This window comes from Winogradskyella aquimaris (assembly GCF_042676105.1).
GTDB classification, from domain to species: domain Bacteria; phylum Bacteroidota; class Bacteroidia; order Flavobacteriales; family Flavobacteriaceae; genus Winogradskyella; species Winogradskyella aquimaris.
The window spans coordinates 83531-103815 of the sequence record NZ_JBHTJQ010000016.1 but is presented as its reverse complement, the minus strand read 5'-3'; the positions used below and the strand labels follow the sequence as shown (position 1 = coordinate 103815).

Annotated in this window: 15 protein-coding genes; 11 read left to right on the top strand and 4 right to left on the bottom strand. The window is 34.7% G+C overall.

Going from position 1 to position 20285, the window contains the following annotated elements; genetic code table 11:
• The first annotated feature begins 5 nt into the window (after positions 1–5).
• From uvrC to ACFQ1K_RS10365, 9 genes are all read left to right on the top strand, one after another.
• The gene (gene uvrC, locus ACFQ1K_RS10405; protein ID WP_320554678.1) at positions 6–1799 is read left to right on the top strand and encodes an excinuclease ABC subunit UvrC; all 1794 of its coding nucleotides are present in this window, start codon (positions 6–8) and stop codon (positions 1797–1799) included.
• A gap of 88 nt (positions 1800–1887) precedes the next feature.
• Positions 1888–4065, top strand: coding sequence for a patatin-like phospholipase family protein (locus ACFQ1K_RS10400; protein ID WP_320554677.1), 2178 nt, complete (start codon positions 1888–1890; stop codon positions 4063–4065).
• A gap of 209 nt (positions 4066–4274) precedes the next feature.
• Positions 4275–5432, top strand: a complete 1158-nt coding sequence (locus ACFQ1K_RS10395) for a homogentisate 1,2-dioxygenase (protein WP_320554676.1) — start codon at positions 4275–4277, stop codon at positions 5430–5432.
• Positions 5433–5474: 42 nt separating this feature from the next.
• A complete protein-coding gene (hppD, locus tag ACFQ1K_RS10390; RefSeq protein WP_320554675.1) occupies positions 5475–6635 on the top strand; it encodes a 4-hydroxyphenylpyruvate dioxygenase in 1161 nt (386 codons plus the stop codon).
• A gap of 287 nt (positions 6636–6922) precedes the next feature.
• Positions 6923–7717 carry a DUF3108 domain-containing protein gene (locus tag ACFQ1K_RS10385; RefSeq protein WP_320554674.1) on the top strand — a complete coding sequence of 265 codons (795 nt, stop codon included), beginning with the start codon at positions 6923–6925 and terminating at the stop codon, positions 7715–7717.
• A gap of 3 nt (positions 7718–7720) precedes the next feature.
• Complete coding sequence (locus ACFQ1K_RS10380) at positions 7721–8653, top strand: tryptophan 2,3-dioxygenase family protein (protein ID WP_320554673.1); 933 nt, start codon at positions 7721–7723, stop codon at positions 8651–8653.
• A 10-nt stretch (positions 8654–8663) separates the two neighbouring features.
• Positions 8664–9980: a peptidoglycan DD-metalloendopeptidase family protein gene (locus ACFQ1K_RS10375; protein ID WP_320554672.1), complete on the top strand. Its 1317-nt coding sequence runs from the start codon at positions 8664–8666 to the stop codon at positions 9978–9980.
• Positions 9980–11629 carry a glucose-6-phosphate isomerase gene (gene pgi, locus ACFQ1K_RS10370; protein WP_320554671.1) on the top strand — a complete coding sequence of 550 codons (1650 nt, stop codon included), beginning with the start codon at positions 9980–9982 and terminating at the stop codon, positions 11627–11629. The genes ACFQ1K_RS10375 and pgi overlap by 1 nt, the downstream gene beginning before the upstream one ends.
• 160 nt (positions 11630–11789) lie before the next feature.
• Positions 11790–14441 (top strand): TonB-dependent receptor, encoded by a 2652-nt coding sequence (locus ACFQ1K_RS10365; RefSeq protein ID WP_320554670.1) that lies wholly within the window; start codon positions 11790–11792, stop codon positions 14439–14441.
• 64 nt (positions 14442–14505) lie between these two features.
• Here the strand turns inward: ACFQ1K_RS10365 and gldD are convergent, their stop codons facing one another.
• The 4 genes from gldD to mutY all read right to left on the bottom strand — a co-directional run bounded on the left by gldD (position 14506) and on the right by mutY (position 17980).
• Positions 14506–15078 carry a gliding motility lipoprotein GldD gene (gene gldD / locus ACFQ1K_RS10360; RefSeq protein WP_320554669.1) on the bottom strand — a complete coding sequence of 191 codons (573 nt, stop codon included), beginning with the start codon at positions 15076–15078 and terminating at the stop codon, positions 14506–14508.
• Positions 15075–16397: a gliding motility-associated protein GldE gene (locus ACFQ1K_RS10355; protein WP_320554668.1), complete on the bottom strand. Its 1323-nt coding sequence runs from the start codon at positions 16395–16397 to the stop codon at positions 15075–15077. Before ACFQ1K_RS10355 ends, gldD begins: the two co-directional genes overlap by 4 nt.
• A gap of 16 nt (positions 16398–16413) precedes the next feature.
• Complete coding sequence (locus ACFQ1K_RS10350) at positions 16414–16857, bottom strand: single-stranded DNA-binding protein (RefSeq protein WP_320554667.1); 444 nt, start codon at positions 16855–16857, stop codon at positions 16414–16416.
• A 73-nt stretch (positions 16858–16930) separates the two neighbouring features.
• Positions 16931–17980, bottom strand: coding sequence for an A/G-specific adenine glycosylase (gene mutY / locus ACFQ1K_RS10345; protein ID WP_320554666.1), 1050 nt, complete (start codon positions 17978–17980; stop codon positions 16931–16933).
• Between the two features lie 133 nt (positions 17981–18113).
• Between mutY and ACFQ1K_RS10340 the strand changes: the two genes are divergently transcribed.
• A complete protein-coding gene (locus tag ACFQ1K_RS10340; protein ID WP_076619727.1) occupies positions 18114–18404 on the top strand; it encodes an HU family DNA-binding protein in 291 nt (96 codons plus the stop codon).
• A 321-nt stretch (positions 18405–18725) separates the two neighbouring features.
• Positions 18726–20270, top strand: coding sequence for a ribonuclease E/G (locus tag ACFQ1K_RS10335; RefSeq protein WP_320554665.1), 1545 nt, complete (start codon positions 18726–18728; stop codon positions 20268–20270).
• The last annotated feature ends 15 nt before the right edge of the window (positions 20271–20285 follow it).

Here is a 20285-nt window from a genome sequence, read left to right as displayed (position 1 = left end):
GTTATATGCCAGAAACTCCGCTAGACATTCAGATAAAAACCTTGCCAAATCAACCTGGAGTCTATCAATATTTTGATACAGATAATAAGTTGATTTACGTTGGCAAAGCCAAGGATTTAAAGAAACGTGTTAGCAGTTATTTTACCAAACACCACGATTATGGAAAAACTAGGGTTTTGGTTAAAAATATTGCATCCGTAAAGCATATCGTTGTTGAAACAGAAAGTGATGCACTATTGCTTGAGAATAATCTGATTAAAAAATATCAGCCCAAGTATAACGTCATGTTAAAGGATGATAAGTCTTACCCTTGGATTTGTGTTAAAAACGAACGTTTCCCTAGAGTGTTTCCAACACGACGGGTAATCAAGGATGGGTCTGAGTACTTTGGGCCATATACTAGCATGAAAACTGTAAAAACACTTTTAGGATTAATAAAGGGATTGTACCAATTACGAACTTGTAATTACGATTTGTCTGAAGCTAAAATTAATGCAGGAAAGTACAAGGTATGTTTAGAATATCACTTAGGTAATTGTAAAGGTGCATGCGAAGGAAAGGAAACCGAGGAAGAATACCATTCTAATATCGCCGCTATAAGAGAGATTTTAAAGGGTAATTTTAAAGACTCACTACAGCAGTTTAGGGTACAAATGAAAAAACACGCTGAAGCGATGCAGTTCGAGGATGCTCAAAAAATCAAGGAAAAGCTTGAGATATTAGAAAACTACCAATCTAAGTCTACTGTTGTCAATCCTAAAATAAGTAATGTTGATGTTTTTTCTATTGTGAGTGACGAAACCTATGCTTACATCAATTTTTTACAACTAAGCTATGGGTCTATTATTAGATCACATACTTTAGAGATAAAGAAAAAATTACAAGAAACAGACAAGGAGCTTTTAGAAATTGCCATTACCGAAATAAGACAGCGTTTCAATTCAAATTCAAAAGAGATTTATGTCCCGTTTAAAGTAAATATTGGAGCGGATATTAAAGTATCAGTGCCAAAACTGGGTGATAAAAAGAGTATTGTCGAATTGTCCAAACGCAATGCCATGTACTTCCGTATGGATAAATTAAAACAGATTAAAATCGTTGATCCAGATAGGCATGCAAATAGAATTATGGCACAGATGAAAGCTGATTTACGTCTGTCAGAAGAACCAAGGCATATAGAATGTTTTGACAATTCCAATATTCAAGGCACAAACCCCGTAGCAGCCTGTGTGGTATTTAAAAACGGAAAACCAAGCAAGAAAGACTATCGTCATTTTAATATCAAAACCGTGGAAGGGCCAGATGATTTTGCATCGATGGAAGAAGTGGTATATAGGCGTTATAAACGCTTACTTGAGGAAGGTGAACCATTGCCTCAGTTGATTATTATAGATGGTGGTAAAGGTCAATTATCTTCAGCATTGAAAAGTTTAGAATTATTGGAGTTAAGAGGGAAAATTGCCATTATCGGAATAGCAAAACGTTTAGAAGAATTATTTTATCCAGATGATCCAATTCCCTTATATTTAGATAAAAAAAGTGAGACATTAAAAATTATACAACAGCTGAGAAATGAAGCTCATCGTTTTGGGATAGAGCATCACAGAAACCGCAGGAGCAAAGGTGCTCTAAAAACCGAATTGCAAAATATACCAGGTGTAGGAGAGCAGACCATAATAGATTTAATGAAACAATTTAAGACCGTAAAACGTATTGCAAATGCAAAGTTAGATGAATTGGAAGCAGTTGTTGGCCTGTCCCGAGCCAGTAAAGTTTATAATTATTATCATAAAGAATAGTTTGAAATATATAAGAAAATATAATATTCTTTCTAAAGGCGCCAAAAGCACATTTTTCATAATGTTGCTCTTTTTTTGCTTGAGTTTTATGAATGCTCAAGAGACAAAAGAACCGAAAGTGGGTTTGGTGTTAAGTGGTGGTGGAGCTAAGGGGTTTGCGCACATAGGTGCATTAAAAATAATAGATAGTTTAGGCATTAAAATAGATTATATTGCTGGTACCAGTATGGGGGCAATAATTGGGTCTCTTTATGCAACGGGTTATTCGGGTCAGCAACTGGAGGATTTGTTTAATACTGTAGATTTTGAGGAGCTGATTAATGATGAATTTCCGAGGAAAACAAAATCCTTTTATGAAAGGGAGAATTCTGAAAAGTATGCTGTCACACTTCCCTTCGAAAATTTTAAAATTAATCTACCCTCGGGATTATCAAGGGGGCAAAATGTGTATAATCTTTTATACCAGTTGATGCTTCCCGTTAATGATGTTAGAGATTTTGAAGAATTGCCAATCCCATTCTTTTGCGTGGCTACAAATATCGAGACTGGAGAGTCGCTCATATTGGACAAAGGCAGATTGGCAGAAGCTGTAACCGCAAGTGGTGCACTTCCTTCAATTTTCCAGCCTGTAGTGATAGGCGATAAAATTTTAATAGATGGTGGTGTAACTAATAACTTTCCCATTGAAGAGTTGAGGTCTAAAGGTATGGATATAATCATTGGTGTTGATGTACAAGATGATTTAAGAGATCGGGAATCCTTGAAAACAGCACCAGAAATATTGATACAGATCAGTAATTTTAGGACTATTAACGCCATGAAAGATAAGGTGCCTTTGGCTGATATCTATATTAAACCAGATATTGCAAACTTTTCGGTACTTTCTTTCAACGAAGGTGAAGATATCATCGCAAATGGTGAGGTTGCTGCCAGAAAAAACTTAGAGGCTTTAAATGCAATAAAAGATTCTCAGACAACTCCTACGAATCGGCCGCTTTTAAAAATCGTTGACAGTATAAAGATTAAGTCCATAACGCTTGATGGTAATGAAAAATACACTAGAGCTTATCTCTTAGGAAAACTAAAACTAAGAGGCAATGAAACGTTGAGCTATGAGGATTTTAAAAGGCGAATAAATAATCTTATTGCTACTAATAATTTTGAAACGTTTAGATACCAATTAGCGCCTACAGATAGTATTAATCAATATAGGTTAAAAGGACAAATTAGAGAATCCGAAGCTACTACATTTTTAAAACTAGGAATACACTACGATGCCCTTTATAAAAGCGCGATATTAGCTAACATTACTAAAAAACGATTGTTGTTTAATAATGACTTGGCAGCATTGGATATTATTTTAGGTGACAACTCCAGATTTAATTTTGATTATTTTATAGACAAGGGGTTTTACATAAGTCTTGGGCTAAAATCCAGTTATAATCAGTTCAATAAAAATATAAATCCACAATTGGTTTTGGGTGAAATTTCACCTTTACTTGGGGATTTAAATAGAGTGGATGCGAAGCTTCAAGATTTTACTAATCAAATATACTTGCAGACCCTATTTAGAAAGGACTTTTTTTTGCGATTAGGGGGTGAGCATAAACGCTTAAAAATTACGTCTGAAACATTGTTCTCGGAGAATCAGGAAGACGATTTTACATTTGAAAATACAGATTACATCAGTTTGTTCGGCAAATTGAAATACGATAGTTACAGTCATCCCTTTTTTCCAAAGCGGGGAGTCTATTTCAGTGGCGATTTTCATTGGTATGTTGGTGCTTCAGACTTTAATACAGACTTTAGACCTTTTTCTATAGCCAAAGCCGACATAGGTTATGCCTTTAGTTTTAGCAAAAGATTGGCCTTTAAGACGGAAACAAGTGGTGGCTTTAAAATAGGTGATAATTCGACCAATACATTGGCGTTTGCGTTAGGTGGCTATGCCAATAATTTCATAAATAACTTTTATAGTTTTTACGGTTACGATTTTATAGATATTACAGGCGATAGCTTTGTGAAGGCTTGTTTTACTTTGGATTACGAATGGTTGAATAAACACCATATACTATTAGCAGCAAATTATGCCAATGTAGAAGATCGTTTGTTTGATACAGGCAACTGGTTAACGTCACCAGATTATTCAGGCTATGCTTTAGGCTATTCTTTAGAAACCTTTCTGGGGCCTTTAGAAGCCAGGTATACGTATTCACCTGAAACGGGCGAGGATTATTGGTTTTTTAATCTTGGGTTTTGGTTTTAAATTAAAATTTATAAACTTTGTAGAATTATGAAACCATTTTGGGAAAATCTAAAACTTCATTTGCACTTCCTAATTAAAAGGAACCCAGAATAAGTATGTGTTTTTGTTTATCCTGTTAAGGCAGGACATTCTTAAATTTTGTACCTTTAATCGTTGTTGAAATTTACCAAATCAACGAATAAGTAAATCAATAATTAAACAAAACACAAATGCCATTTTATCATAAATTAGGAAAAATTCCACCTAAGCGCCATACTCAATTCAAAAAACCTAATGGCGATTTTTACTATGAGCAACTATTTGGTACTATTGGGTTCGATGGTATGTCAACCAATAGTTACCATGAGCAGCGACCAACACAAGTAAAGGAAATTAGAAAACAATACAGTGTAGCGCCAAAGGTTGCCAAGGCCAATAATATGCAGTCGTACCGCTTTCATGGGTTTAAAGTAAAACCAGAAACCGATTATCTAGATAGTAGAAAAGTAGTCTTAACCAATAGCGATTGTAATATTATACTTGCCGCTCCCAAGGAGTCAACAAGAGATTATTTTTATAAAAATACGGATGCAGACGAGCTGATTTTTGTGCATAAAGGCACGGGTAAGTTGCGTACGATGTTGGGTAATCTAGATTTTAAATATGGAGACTATTTATTGGTGCCAAGAGGTATCATTTATAAAATGGACTTCGATACAGAAGATAATCGTCTTTTTATTGTAGAATCATATAGACCTATCTACACACCAAAACGCTATCGAAATTGGTTTGGGCAGTTATTAGAGCACTCACCATTTTGTGAACGTGATCTAAGGCAGCCACAAGAATTGGAAACCTATAACGAATCTGGCGATTTTCTTATAAAAATAAAAAAGCAAGATGAGATTATAGAAATGGTATACGCTTCACATCCTTTTGACGTCGTTGGTTATGATGGATACAATTATCCATATGCATTTTCAATTCACGACTTTGAGCCTATTACTGGGCGTATACATCAACCGCCACCAGTGCACCAGACCTTTGAAACAGATGCTTTTGTTGTGTGTAGTTTTGTGCCGCGTTTGTACGATTATCATCCGCTGGCTGTACCAGCACCATATAACCATAGCAATATAGATAGTGATGAAGTCTTATACTATGTAGATGGTGATTTTATGAGTAGAAATGACATTGCAGCTGGCCATATTTCGTTGCACCCAGCAGGCATACCTCATGGTCCTCATCCTGGTGCTATGGAGCGAAGTATTGGCAAAGTAAAAACAGATGAGTTGGCTGTTATGGTAGATACGTTTAAGCCATTAAAGGTTACTGAAGAAGCATTAAAAATAGCCGATGAAGATTATTATAAATCTTGGTTGGAATAAATTGTAAGTCCTCTTGAAACAGGATCATTAAAACATAAAGACATGAGTAAAGAAATAAATTCCGTAGAATACGGACTAGAGAAAATATTTGAAGGAGCACAAGATTTTTTGCCGCTTTTAGGAACGGATTATGTGGAATTTTATGTGGGTAATGCTAAGCAAGCAGCACATTTCTACAAAACGGCATTTGGCTTTCAATCGTTTGCCTATAAAGGTCTAGAAACGGGTAGTAAAGACACCGTATCTTATGTATTAAAACAAGACAAGATAAGATTAATACTTACAACGCCTTTAAATTCTAAACATCCCATAAACGATCATATAGTAAAGCATGGTGATGGTGTTAAAGTCATCGCTCTTTGGGTAGAAGACGCACGTAAGTCCTATGAAGAGACTATGAGTCGTGGTGCAAAGTCCTATATGGAACCCACTGTTGAAACCGATGAATTTGGTGAAGTAGTAAGAGCTGGGATTTATACTTACGGAGAAACCGTGCATATGTTTGTTGAGCGTAAAAACTACAAAGGCACTTTTATGCCTGGTTTCGAAAAATGGGATTCAGATTACAACCCAGAACCCGTAGGTCTTAAATATATAGACCATATGGTTGGAAATGTAGGTTGGGGGGAAATGAATACCTGGGTAAAGTGGTACGAAGATGTCATGGGATTCGTAAACTTTTTATCTTTTGATGATAAGCAAATTCATACTGAATATTCAGCGCTTATGAGTAAAGTGATGAGTAATGGTAACGGCAGAATAAAATTCCCAATAAACGAACCTGCTGAAGGAAAGAAACGTTCTCAAATTGAAGAATATCTGGATTTTTATGAAGGCTCTGGTGTTCAGCACATAGCGGTAGCAACAGATGATATTATTAAAACTGTATCGGCTATGCGAAAAAGAGGAGTGGAATTTCTGTCTATCCCACCAGACGAATATTATAATGCTGTTCCAGGTCGATTGGAAACCTTTAGTCATGAGTTAAGAGAAGATATCGAGACACTTAAAGGGCTTGGTATTATGATAGATGCAGATGAAGAGGGTTATTTATTACAGATATTTACTAAGCCAGTAGAAGATAGACCAACGTTGTTTTTCGAAATTATTCAGCGTATGGGAGCTCGTGGATTTGGAGCGGGTAACTTTAAGGCCTTGTTTGAATCCATAGAGAGAGAGCAAGAAAAAAGAGGGACCCTATAAAATTAAAGCGCGTTTAGATCACTATTTCTAAACGCGCTATTAAAATAAATCCAACTTTTAGTTCGTTACACAAAAAGTTCACTTAAAACTTATTGTATTTATAGTTTGTTTAAACTATCACCCCAAAACATTAAAAAAAATAGCGTGCTCAACCTATGAATAATTAAATTAGTCTAATCTTTTTGTCTGTATTTCAAGGTTTTAGTAGATTTGGAACAGTAATTGTTATTAAGATTAATGTAACATTTTAATTAAGTTACATTGTTTAAATTTACAAATCAAAGAATATGAAATACCTACTTACCATATTAGTTTTTTTAATCGGAATTAAAGCACCTGTTTCGGAGCAAGAACCTGCGTTTCAATCTGGCGAATGGTTTAAGTTTAGAATGAGTTATAGTGGTTGGTTTAAAGCTGGCGAGGCTTCTCTCAGAGTAGATGAAAAGCGGCTTAATGGTAAACCAGTCTTCCACGTGATAGGTAAAGGTAAAACTACAGGGTTAGCTAATGCATTCTTCAGGGTTAGAGATCGTTACGAAAGTTATTTTGATAAAAATACGGGTGCTCCGTATAAATTCATAAGAAAAATTGATGAAGGGGGTCATACAAAAGATATCGAAATTGAATTCAATCACGAAGAAAAGAAGGCTATAGTAAATAATAAAAAACATAAGGAAATTAAAACGATAGCCACAGAAGAAGGTGTTCAGGACATGGTATCTATGTATTACTATTTAAGAAACAGTATAGACATAAATACTTTAGAAGTCGGTGACGAAATTAAGACCAATATGTTTTTTGACGAAGAAAATTATGGATTTAAATTAAGGTATTTAGGAAAAGAAACCATAAAAGTAGATATCAACGATTCTAGTATAAAAGTGAAATCTTTAAAGTTTAGACCATATGTTATGGCTGGTCGCGTGTTTAAAGAAGAAGAAAGTTTAACTTTGTGGGTCAGTGCAGACAAGAACAAAATTCCACTAAAAATTAAAGCAGATTTAGCTGTAGGATCGCTGCGTGCAGATTTAGAAGAGTTTAAGGGTTTAAAGCATTCCTTTCCTATAGTATTTGATAATTAACATATGTCAGACCAACCGAATTACGATGAGATTTTAAAACAGCTTCAAGAGAAGTATGTTGATATAGACCAAGATACAGAAGACCATTTATACGGCTTGCTATACAGCAAGCCGATTACTTATTGGGACTATATACAAACCGATGCACTGTTGAATCTTCAGATTCAGCGTACGACCCTTCCAGATGAAATGGTGTTTATAGCCTATCATCAAATCAATGAGCTTATTTTTAAAATGATACTTTGGGAAATTTCTCAAGTTGCAGAAAAAGAAGATCTTGATGTCATCTTCTTTGAAAATAAAATAATGCGCATTAGTCGTTATTTTGATATGCTTACAACGTCTTTCAATATTATGAGAGAAGGTATGGAAGTAGAGCAATACATGAAGTTTAGATACACACTGACACCTGCAAGTGGTTTTCAAAGTGCACAATATCGTCTTATCGAGTTTGCATCCACAGAATTAATAAACCTAATAGATTATAGATTTAGAGCAGATATAGACCGGAATACTCCGTATACACATGCCTTTGAGCATTTATATTGGCAAGCTGCAGGAAAAGATCATAAAACAGGTAAAAAATCTACACTTTTAGTTAATTTTGAGCGCCGTTACAAAGACGAGTTTTTAAGATTTATGGAGAAGTATAATACCAAAAATCTTTGGACGCGATTTAAAGAATTGCCAAAAGAAGATCAAAAGGATAAAGACTTAATAAAGGCGATGCGCCATTATGATTACACAGTCAATGTAACTTGGGTCATGGCACATTATAATGCCGCGAAGCACTACATCGAAAGTGGTATAGGAGACGGAGAAGCGACTGGTGGAAGTGACTGGAAAAAATACATGCATCCGAGGTATCAGAGGAGGATATTCTTTCCGGATTTATGGTCAGATGAAGAATTAAAAAATTGGGGTAATAATATTTAATTAACAATTAATGTACTTAAAGAGATTAATAGTACTTGCCGGTATTACGGTATTTTTAATAGCATGTAAAGAAGACAACTCAGCAGAAAATTATAAAAAGGAAATCGCTGAGAAAAAACAGGAAGAAAAGATTCTAGAATTTGGTTTTGATCTTGCAAAATTTGAGTTTAAAAGAGATACTGTAAGAAGAGGTGACACTTTCGGTATTATTTTAGAACGTAATAATATTGGGTATCCTGAAATTTTTCATATCGCTGAAAAAGCAAAGGATACTTTTGACATAGCAACAAGACTTCAGGTGGGTAAACCTTATACCCTATTGTTTCCAAAAGCCAATGTTAAAGATAGTATTCGTAAACCCACAACATTCATTTATCAGCAAAATTTAGAGGATTATGTGGTCATAGACTTTAAAGATTCTATACAAGCTTACACACGAACAAAACCAATTACTTATATTGAGAGAACTGCAACAGGGGTTATAGAAAATAATATATCCGAAACTTTGGAAAACAAGGGTCTAAGTCAGGTGCTAGCCTATAAAATGGCAGATGACATCTATGCTTGGACTATAGATTTTAGACGGTTACAACCAGGAGATCGGTTTAAGGTAATCTATACAGATAAGTATATCAATGACACCATTTATGCAGGTGTTCATAATGTAAAGGCAGCATATTTTGAGCATAATGGGGATTCTTTATATGCCTTTCAATTTGAAACCGATTCTTTAAAGGGTATAAAGGATTACTTCAACGAAAATGCTAAAAATCTTCGACGTGCATTTTTGAAAATGCCAGTTAAGTTCGGTAGATTATCATCACGATATAATCTAAAAAGAAGAATAGCCTACTACGGTTATAAAGTAAGACCGCATAAGGGAACAGACTTTGCTGCGCCTGTAGGTACGCCAATAATGGCTACGGCAAATGGCACTGTTGTAGAATCTACAAGACGAGGAGGTAACGGAAAGTATGTTAAGATTAGGCACAATGCTACTTATAGTACGCAATATCTCCATATGAGCCGGCAGGCGGTTAAAAAAGGTCAATTTGTAAAGCAAGGTGATATTATTGGATATGTTGGTATGACTGGTAATACGGGTGGACCACACGTGTGTTATCGTTTTTGGAAAAATGGAAAGCAGGTAGACCCATTTAGAGAAAAATTACCTGAGGCAGAACCTATTTCAGACAGTTTAAAGACAAGGTATTTAGAATATATCAAACCAATTAAGGAAAGATTGGATAACATTTTCTTTTTAGAAACTGAGTCTCAAAAGATTGAAAATACCATAACAGAAGATAATATTACAGACATACAATAATGGCACTGAAATCTATAAACCCTACCAAAACCCAATCTTGGGGAAAAATACAAGCACAATTTGAAACGATTAAATCGACACATCTAAAGGAACTTTTTAAGCGTAATCCTAAGAGAGCAGAGGAGCTAACGGTACGATGGGATGATTTTTATGTGGACTTTTCAAAAAATAGAATAACAAAAGAGATTATTAAATCCCTTATTGAATTGGCTAATGAGGTAGATTTAAAAGATGCCATTTCAAAATATTTTGAAGGGGACGTTATTAATACGACCGAAGGAAGAGCAGTATTGCATACCGCTTTAAGAGCAGAGAAAGGTTCTGAGGTTTATGTAGATGGTGTAAACGTGATACCTGAGGTGTTTGAGGTTAAGCAAAAAATAAAAAATTTCACAGACGCTGTTGTAAATGGCAAACATAAAGGACATACCGGTAAACCGATTACAGATATTGTAAATATTGGCATAGGTGGTTCAGATCTCGGGCCAGCTATGGTTGTAGATACCTTACAGTTTTATAAAAATCATTTAAAAACTCATTTTGTAAGTAACGTTGATGGAGATCATTACAACGAAATCATCAAAGACTTAAATCCTGAAACTACACTATTTGTTATTGTTTCCAAGACATTTACCACGCAAGAAACATTATCAAATGCAAATTCCATAAGGACGTGGTTTTTACAGTCGCTACCACAAGAGGCAATTTCAAAGCATTTTGTTGCGGTTTCTACCAATATAGAGAGTGTAAAGGCATTTGGTATTGACGAGAAAAATATATTCCCAATGAAAGATTGGGTTGGTGGACGCTTTTCACTTTGGAGTGCCGTTGGCTTGTCTATAAGTCTATCACTAGGCTATGATAATTTTGAAAGCTTATTAAAAGGTGCCCAAAAAATGGATGAGCATTTCAAAACGACTGATTTTGATAACAATATTCCTGTTATAGCTGCTTTATTAACCATTTGGTACAATAATTTCTTTGAGGCTGAAAGCGAAGCAGTTATTGCATATACCCAATATCTTAATCAGTATGCAACATATCTGCAACAAGGTATAATGGAAAGCAATGGAAAGTATGTAGATCGATCAGGACAAAGAGTAGGCTATCAAACAGGTACGATTATTTGGGGTGAACCTGGTACCAATTCACAACATGCTTTTTTTCAGTTAATACATCAGGGCACTAAATTAATCCCTGCAGATTTTATTGGTTTTGTAGAATCTTTACATGGAGATAAAGATCATCATGACAAATTAATGTCTAATTACTTTGCGCAGACCGAAGCTTTAATGAATGGAAAAACTGAAGCAGAAGTATTGGCGGCATTCAAACGCACAAATCTGTCTGATGATGAAAAACAAAAATTACTGCCGTTTAAAATCTTTGAAGGCAACAAACCGACGACCTCTATTTTGATTAAAAAATTAACTCCAGAGAGTTTAGGAAAGCTCATAGCTATGTATGAGCATAAGATCTTTGTTCAAGGGATAATCTGGAATATATACAGTTACGACCAGTTTGGTGTTGAGTTAGGTAAACAACTGGCAAAAACGATACTTCAAGAGCTTAATGATGACGCAAAACATACGTCACATGATACTTCTACACAGAATTTAATTCGGTTTTATAAAGAAAACCGCAAATAATTGTTAAAAAAATTCTAATAAGTTAATTATGCACGCATATAAATTGCGAAATACATAATTAACTTAGTGATGTTAAAATTCTTAACATTTTGGTAATATTATACCCAATGTTATATGTAATTTTGCGCCACTAATAGAAACCAATTAACTTAAATTTTATATGAAAAAATTTAATCAATTTTTATTTGCAGCTGTAATGATGTTATTTACTACAGTAGCATTTGCTCAAGCAACTATTACTGGTACAGTAGTAGATGGCGAGACAAGTTCACCATTACCTGGTGCTAATGTTTTAGTAAAGGGAACAACAAATGGTGCAACTACAGATTTTGATGGTAACTTTACACTTACCGCTCAATCAAATTCTGGTACAATTGTAATCTCTTATGTAGGCTTTGCCGCTAAGACGATTAAATTTGATGGCGATACCAATGTTGGGACAATAAACTTATACCCAGACAACACATTAGATGAAGTTGTAGTAATTGGTACAGGTGTAATTGACTTGGCAGAAGATAGAGAAACTCCAGTGGCTGTTTCTACTATTAGAGGTAAGGACATTCAGTTAAAGGCAGCGGGTAACGTTGAATTTGGTGAAGCTATGAAGAACACTCCTTCGGTTTATGTTTCAAATCAAGCTGGTGGATTTGGTGATTCTCAAATCTTTTTACGTGGTTTTGACCAAACAAACACGGCATACCTGTTAAATGGTCAGCCAATTAATGGTATGGAAGATGGTAGAATGTACTGGTCTAACTGGTCTGGTATGTCTGATGTAGCCAATGCTGTACAGATTCAGAGAGGTTTAGGATCTTCTAAGTTAGCTATTTCTTCTGTGGGTGGTACAGTAAACATTGTATCTAAAACTACGGATAAAAATAAAGGAGGTTTTGTTAGATTTTTAGGAGGTAACGATAGCTATGTAAAGTCTACTGTTGCTTACGATTCTGGAATTAACGATAAAGGCTGGGCATTTTCAGTGTTAATAGACCACTGGCAAGCGCACAGAAAATATGCTATTGGTACTGCTGGTCAAGGACAAAACTATTTATTCTCAGTAGGTTACAAGCCAAATGATAAGCATGCTTTTAACTTCTTATTAACTGGTGCTCCTCAGTGGCATGATCAAAACTTTTCCCAGGACTTGGAATTTTATCAAGCTTATGGGGAGAAGGCTAATGCTAATACAGGATTCTTAGATGGTGAACGTTTTACAGAAAGACGTAACTACTACCACAAACCAGTAATGAACTTAAACTGGGACTTCAATATCAATGATAAATTAGATTTGTCAACAGTTCTTTATGCATCATGGGGACGTGGTGGCGGAACAGGTGGTGTTGGTCGAGGACGTATTAGAAACGAAGATATTGGTATCACTGGATTAAATGAAAGAGAAATTAACTTTGATGCTATTGTAGATAACAACATCGCTACAGGAACAACAATTGATGGTGGTTTATATGGTACATTTGGAGACTCTTATTTAAGAAGATCTTCTGTAAACAACCACAACTGGTATGGATTACTTTCTAACTTAAGTTATGAGGCTAATGAAAACTGGTCTATGAACTTTGGTATTGATGGTAGAACTTACAACGGTATCCACTTTAGACAGTTAAATAATACATTAGGTTTAGATGGTTATAACGATAACTTTAGAACTGACCGTCCAGATGATTATGTAATTACTGAAACGTTTGAAGCAAATCCTTGGGCTTCATTATTCGATTTTGCTGATAATGACCAAAGATATGACTACAACTATGAAGAAGTTATACAATATTTAGGTGCTTTTGGACAGGTAGAGTATAGCAATGAGTCGTTCTCTGCATTCTTTCAAGGAGCATTATCTACACAGTCTTACCAAAGAGAAGGATTCTTTACTGGTTTCGGTGACGGTTTAGGTAAATCTGAAAAGGTGAGTAAAACAGGTTACAATGTAAAAGGTGGTGCGGCTTATAAGTTTAATGAGCAACATTCTGTATTTGCTAACGCAGGTTTCTACTCACGTCAACCATTTTTAGATAATATATTTGCGAACATCAGATATTCTAATGCACTTGCAGAGCCAGAAGTAGAGAATGAAGAAATTCTTGGTTTTGAAGGTGGTTACCGTTTCCAAAATGATGTTTTAAGAATTAACGTTGACGTTTATAGCACAGAATGGGGTAATAGATTCTTATCTATTAACGGACCTGTTCAAGCCGGTGCTGATGGCCAGGTTGGTACTTCTGATGACGAATTTAGTACTTACAGATTAACTGATGTTACTCAGAGACACAATGGTATTGAGGTAGATTTACAGTATCGTCCTATCGGTTCTGCATGGACTTTTAGAGGTTACGGGTCTATTGGTAACTGGAAGTATGATGGTGAGACGCCATACACACTTCAGAATGATGATACAGGTGACTTTATTGAAACAAATGGAAGTGCTGATTTAACGGATGTTAAAATTGGTAATGCACCTCAAACATCTTTCGGATTTGGTTTAAACCTTAATGTAACAGATGCGTTATCTATAGATATGGACTATAATATTTATACTGATTTGTATGAGTTTGTAGATCCTGCAGATGTTGCTGAGCAAGCCCTTGCTGGTGGTAAATATGAGTCAGTAAGACTTCCTGCCTACACACTTGCAGATGCTGGTTTAACTTATAGATTTTCTTTAGGTGACAATCCATTAACATTTAGAGCTAACGTTTTTAATCTATTCAATGAAGCTTATATCAACCAAAGAGATGCGTTTGGCTATTTCTTAGGTATCGGTAGAACTTGGAACGCAAGTTTACGTTACAACTTCTAATGAGTTATATTGAAACAAATAAAAAGCAGCCATTTGGCTGCTTTTTTTATGCTTCTATTTTATGTCATTTATCTTTCCAGCGGATGGATTCCATTAGACGCTTTATGTCTTTTTTAAGGTATTCTGATGCCGGATATATAGAGTCGTAATTGGGTTTTGCATAGAAGTACAAAGAGCCGCTTAAAAAATGGTTGGTACTGTCAGTTACATAAAATTGAGATTGAGAAGCGGCATCACCACCTACTTCATATAACATTCCAAAAACCCTATCCTTTAGGTTTTCAAAAGGTTTATAAGTTATCTCGTCAGCTTTCATAGTGTGCTTTTGTGTTAAGTTTTGGGCATCGCGCAGCAGGCTGTCTAAATTAGTGTCATTTACCTTTTTATAGCTTAGGTAGATAGTTGCTTTTAAAGATGGATACTTTACATCTAAACCTTTAACGGCTCCAGAACCTTTTACTTTCGAAACTGTAGCGGTTAAATCATTTTTATCAAAAGTAAAGGGTAATGAGGAAGTTATCTTTTTGTATTTTGCTTCGGGATACTCTAAGCGCAGAAAGCCTTTTGGTTTGGGTAAGGGTTCGTTACCACAACCTAACATAAAAAGACTCATTATCGGTATTAATATACGTTTCATTTATTGGTGTTAAGCAAGGTGAGCTTAATTTGTTTAATGCGTTTTCGCTCTAAGGCCTCTATAGTAAAAACGTAATTTTTAAAATTTATTTTGCTCCCTATTCTAGGAAAGCCACCCGAAATCTCAAGAACAAAACCCGCAAGAGTCTCTGCTTCACCCTTTTTGTTTTCAAAATGCTCCACTTCATCTTCATCCATGTTTAATATTTTGTACATATCCTTAAGAGGTGTTTTACCTTCAAAGCTATAATTATGGTCGTCCAGTTTTGTATATACAAGATCTTCATCGTCGTATTCATCACTGATATCACCAACAATTTCTTCAATTATATCTTCTAAGGATACCAATCCAGAAGTACCACCATATTCATCTACGACTACTGCTAGGTGTACTTTTTTATTTTGAAACTCGACCATTAAATCATCTAGTTTTTTGTTTTCCGGTACAAAAAATGGTTCTCTAAGCAAAGTGGTCCAGTTAAACGTTTTCTTATTGAGGTGAGGCAGTAAGTCCTTTACATAAAGTACTCCCTTTACATTATCTATATTTTCCTCATAGACGGGTATTCTAGAATATCCGTTCTCGACGATCTCTTTTATAATAGTTTCAAAAGGAGTCTCAATGTCTAGTGCAAACAAGTCCATACGAGGTCGCATAACTTGTTTGGTATCGGTGTTGCCAAAGGAAACAATACCTTGTAAAAGCTTTTGCTCCTCTTGTGTTGTATCGTCATTATTTGTTAATTCTAGAGCTTGTGATAACTGATCGACACTAAGATTAGAACGTTGTTTGCCAAATCGTTCTTGTATCTTAAGCGTCGTATAACGCATGGGCAGACTGATTGGAGAAAAAATAACATCAAGTACCTTTAAAGGTCTTGCCATAAAGGAAGAAAACTTTACACTATTTCTGCTCGCATATATTTTAGGTATAATTTCTCCAAATAACAAAATGAGGAACGTTGCCGAGACAACCTCTAACAGAAACCTAATTATGGGATTTGTAATCCCTTCAAAAAGTGTTTCACCTATGTAGGCAAATAGCAATACTATGGCGATATTTATGGAGTTATTAGCTACTAAAATGGTAGCTAGTAGCTTTTTTGGGCGCTCTAAAAGTGAGGCTATAATCTGCATAGCTGGAGAATTTTCCTCTAGGCCCTTATCTATATTTGATTTGGTTAACGAGAATACGGCAACCTCAGCCCCAGAAATTAAGGCCGAACATATTAATAATATAAAAAGTAAAAAGACGCTAGTTATAAATGAGGTATTTGAAACTAGAAGACTTGAAAATAAAACCGAGGGTTCTGGGTCCAAAATAACAGTGATTTAATTAAAATGGTAAATCGTCCTCGTCCTCGATATTAACAGTATTTGGTGATGACTGTTGAGGTTCTGAAGATTCTTTTACAACAGGTGGTTGTCCTTGTTGCTGTTCGTTCTTATTGGATAAAAAGGTAAAGTCTGTGCATTGTATCTCTGTAGAGTAGCGCTCCATACCTTTATCATCAGTCCATTTTCTGGTTTTAATACGTCCTTCTATGTACACTTTATCACCCTTGGTAAGATATTTTTCGCAAATCTCGGCTGCCTTATTTCTTACCACAATGTTATGCCACTCGGTATTAGTTACCCTCTCATTGGTAGTTTTATTAGTATACGTTTCGTTTGTAGCCAAAGGGAAACGACCAACACAGTTTTTGTCATCGAAATAATGCATTTTTACTTCATCTCCCAAATGCCCAATAAGCATTACTTTATTCAATGTTCCTGACATATCAAATGATTTTAATGTACAAAGTTACTTAATTTGTAATCACACATTTAAAATTAATAAAAAAATGTGATTTCTATAGTTTATTAAAATTAAAGCTCTCGATGAAATCACTTATTAATACTGGTACAGGGTAATTTTTGATCTCGTTGGTTAGAATTGCTTTCGCAGTCAATTTTTCAGCTTCTATAATCCAGAATTTAGTGTGAAGATGTTGATGGGATAGTTTGTGTATGATGTCTTCTTCATTATATAATGAATAATCATATTTTAGATTTTTCAAAACAGAATCTTCTAGATCAAGTAAATGAAATTCTTCTGAGGACAAACTTTTATGTGATTCTAAAAGTGGGAATTGATATAAATTTTGCCAAATTCCTTTGGAGGTTCTTTTTTCAAGAATGGTCTTGTTGTTTTTGTCAATACATACTAAAAAGTTAAAGAACTTAGTTTTAACCTTGGTTTTCTTCAATTTTACAGGTAAAGAATCAATTAAATTCTTTTGTAGTGCAACGCAACTTTCATTTAAAGGGCAAACGATGCAATATGGATTTTTGGGTTTACAGTGCGTGGCACCAAATTCCATGATAGCTTGATTAAACATGGCAGGATTCCCTTTATCAATAAGAGAAGAAGCTAGTTTTTTAAATTTCTTAATACCGGCTGTTGAATTTATGGGAGTTTCAATTCCGAAATACCTTGATAAAACTCTGTAGACATTGCCATCTACCACAGCAGAAACTTCGTTAAACGCTATAGATGCTATGGCACTTGCTGTGTAATCACCCACACCTTTAAGTTTTAATAAGTCTTTATAATTATCGGGAAAATTACCGTTGAGCTCAAAGGCTACGTGTTTTGCGGTTTTATGAAGGTTCCTTGCCCTAGAGTAATAACCTAAGCCTTGCCATAGTTTTAAAACCTCTTGTTCTGAGGCATTTGCTAATTCGAAAACCGTAGGGTAGTGCTTAATAAAAGCTTTATAATAAGGTAAACCTTGCTTAACTTGAGTTTGTTGTAAAATTATTTCTGAAAGCCATATATGATAAGGATTTTTAGTGTGCCTCCAGGGTAAATCTCGTTTATTATTTGAATACCAGTTAGTTAGTTTTGTTTTAAAATCCATTTACCTTTTAAATAGCCAAACAAAAATAAATCTTTATTACGTTAAATTTTAATTAATTACGCTTGAAATATTGAAATTAAATTACCTATATTTGCATCCCTTAAGATTTATAGTAACCCTAAAACTAATAACAATGACAAAAGCCGATTTAGTAGCTAAGATATCTGATAAGTTAGGCATGGAGAAAGGTGATGTTCAAGCTACAGTGGAAACTTTTATGGAAGAAGTTAAATCATCTCTAGAGAGCGGAGATAACGTTTATTTAAGAGGTTTCGGAAGTTTCATTATCAAAACCAGAGCAGAAAAAACAGGTCGTAATATTTCAAAAAATACGACTATAAAAATACCAGCTCACAACATACCAGCTTTTAAGCCAGCTAAAGTATTTTTAGAAGGTGTAAAATCTAATGTTGAAGTAAACTAAAGACATTAAAAAAAATATTAATTTAAAAAAGCATTATTCATTATGCCAAGTGGTAAAAAAAGAAAAAGACACAAGGTAGCGACGCATAAGCGTAAAAAACGTAGACGCGCTAATCGTCACAAAAAGAAATAAGCTGGGGAAAAGTAGTTTTTAGACTACTTTTTTCAGTTTTAAAGAGCGTTCTTTGATATAAAGCTAGATGTATTAATAGAGTATATTCTAGTTTGTTTGGATTATCCGATACATGTTATCGGAATCCTGTGTCAAATAATTTAGTAAAATCCATCTACCTCATAATTGAGATAGATATAAATTAACATTATGGACAAAGAATTAATCGTAAGATCGAGTTCAGGTATTGTTGATTTTGCCTTATTAAAAGATGGAAAACTTATTGAATTACATAAAGATGAAGAGGATAATAACTTTGCAGTTGGAGATATTTTTATCGCCAAAATCCGCAAGGTTATACCTGGTTTAAATGCCGCATTTGTTAATGTTGGCTACGAAAAAGATGGGTTTTTACACTATCATGATCTTGGACCAAAATTACCTTCACTTTTAAAATTCATTAAACGTGTAAGCACAGGAAAATTAAGAGATTACAATCTTAAAGACTTTCCCTTTGAAAAAGATTTAGACAAAAATGGTAGTATTGCCAATGCGCTTAAATCTAATCAATCAATTTTAGTACAAGTAGTAAAGGAACCCATTTCTACAAAAGGACCTCGCATTAGTTCAGAATTGTCTATTGCCGGTAGGTACATTGTTTTAGTGCCTTTTTCTAACCGCATTTCAATTTCTCAAAAAATTGAATCGCAAGAAGAAAAAGACCGCTTAAAACGATTGGTAAAAAGTATTACCCCTAAAGGATTTGGAGTTATTATTCGTACTGTAGCTGAAGGCAAGAAAGTTGCCGAGCTAGATAGCGATTTACAAAATTTGCTGGCGAGATGGACAGCAATGTGTAAAAAATTGTACAAAGCACATCACCCAACAAAAGTATTGGGAGAAATGAACAAAGCATCTTCTATTCTTAGAGATATTTTTAACGATTCATTTTCTGGTATTATTGTAGATGATGAAGAACTGTACATACAAGTAAAAGATTATGTGCAAAAAATTGCACCGAAAAAAGAGTCTATTGTAAAGTACTATAAAAACGGTATACCAGTTTTTGAAAAATACGGTATAGAGCGCCAAATTAAGACATCGTTTGGTAAAACTGTTTCTATGGCCAAAGGAGCTTATTTAGTAATAGAACATACTGAAGCTATGCACGTCATAGACGTCAATAGTGGTAACCGTTCTAATAAAGAAAAAAGCCAGGAAGATACAGCCTTAGAGGTTAATTTAATTTCTGCTACCGAAATTGCTCGTCAATTGCGCCTGCGCGATATGGGAGGAATAATCGTCATAGATTTTATAGACATGGGTAGGGCAGAAAACCGCAAAAAACTTTACAATCATCTTAGAGATGAGATGAAAGACGACAAAGCAAAACACAAAATATTGCCGCCGAGTAAGTTTGGTTTAGTACAAATTACCAGACAGCGCGTTAGGCCAGAACGCAATATTAAAACAAAAGAAGAAAATCCGAATCTTATAGGTGGTGATGAAATAGAGGCACCAATTAAAGTGGTACAACGTATTAAGCAAGACCTAGAGCGGATTATCAAAAAAGACTATAAAAAGATAACTTTAAATGCACATCCTTTTATAGCGGCCTTTTTAACCAAAGGGTATCCATCGGTACGTACAAAGTGGTTCTTTGAACACAAAAAATGGGTAAAGATTATACCCAGAGATGCTTACACATATCTTGAATACCATTTTTTTGATAAAGATGGTAACAAAATCAAATAATATCTATTGGAAAAA

Bases quoted from the DNA above. Each gene is read 5' to 3' on its own strand.
- uvrC (WP_320554678.1), top strand. From the start codon at position 6: ATGCCAGAAACTCCGCTAGACATTCAGATAAAAACCTTGCCAAATCAA.
- ACFQ1K_RS10400 (WP_320554677.1), top strand. From the start codon at position 1,888: ATGAATGCTCAAGAGACAAAAGAACCGAAAGTGGGTTTGGTGTTAAGT.
- ACFQ1K_RS10395 (WP_320554676.1), top strand. From the start codon at position 4,275: ATGCCATTTTATCATAAATTAGGAAAAATTCCACCTAAGCGCCATACT.
- hppD (WP_320554675.1), top strand. From the start codon at position 5,475: ATGAGTAAAGAAATAAATTCCGTAGAATACGGACTAGAGAAAATATTT.
- ACFQ1K_RS10385 (WP_320554674.1), top strand. From the start codon at position 6,923: ATGAAATACCTACTTACCATATTAGTTTTTTTAATCGGAATTAAAGCA.
- ACFQ1K_RS10380 (WP_320554673.1), top strand. From the start codon at position 7,721: ATGTCAGACCAACCGAATTACGATGAGATTTTAAAACAGCTTCAAGAG.
- ACFQ1K_RS10375 (WP_320554672.1), top strand. From the start codon at position 8,664: ATGTACTTAAAGAGATTAATAGTACTTGCCGGTATTACGGTATTTTTA.
- pgi (WP_320554671.1), top strand. From the start codon at position 9,980: ATGGCACTGAAATCTATAAACCCTACCAAAACCCAATCTTGGGGAAAA.
- ACFQ1K_RS10365 (WP_320554670.1), top strand. From the start codon at position 11,790: ATGAAAAAATTTAATCAATTTTTATTTGCAGCTGTAATGATGTTATTT.
- gldD (WP_320554669.1), bottom strand. From the start codon at position 15,078: ATGAAACGTATATTAATACCGATAATGAGTCTTTTTATGTTAGGTTGT.
- ACFQ1K_RS10350 (WP_320554667.1), bottom strand. From the start codon at position 16,857: ATGTCAGGAACATTGAATAAAGTAATGCTTATTGGGCATTTGGGAGAT.
- mutY (WP_320554666.1), bottom strand. From the start codon at position 17,980: ATGGATTTTAAAACAAAACTAACTAACTGGTATTCAAATAATAAACGA.
- ACFQ1K_RS10340 (WP_076619727.1), top strand. From the start codon at position 18,114: ATGACAAAAGCCGATTTAGTAGCTAAGATATCTGATAAGTTAGGCATG.
- ACFQ1K_RS10335 (WP_320554665.1), top strand. From the start codon at position 18,726: ATGGACAAAGAATTAATCGTAAGATCGAGTTCAGGTATTGTTGATTTT.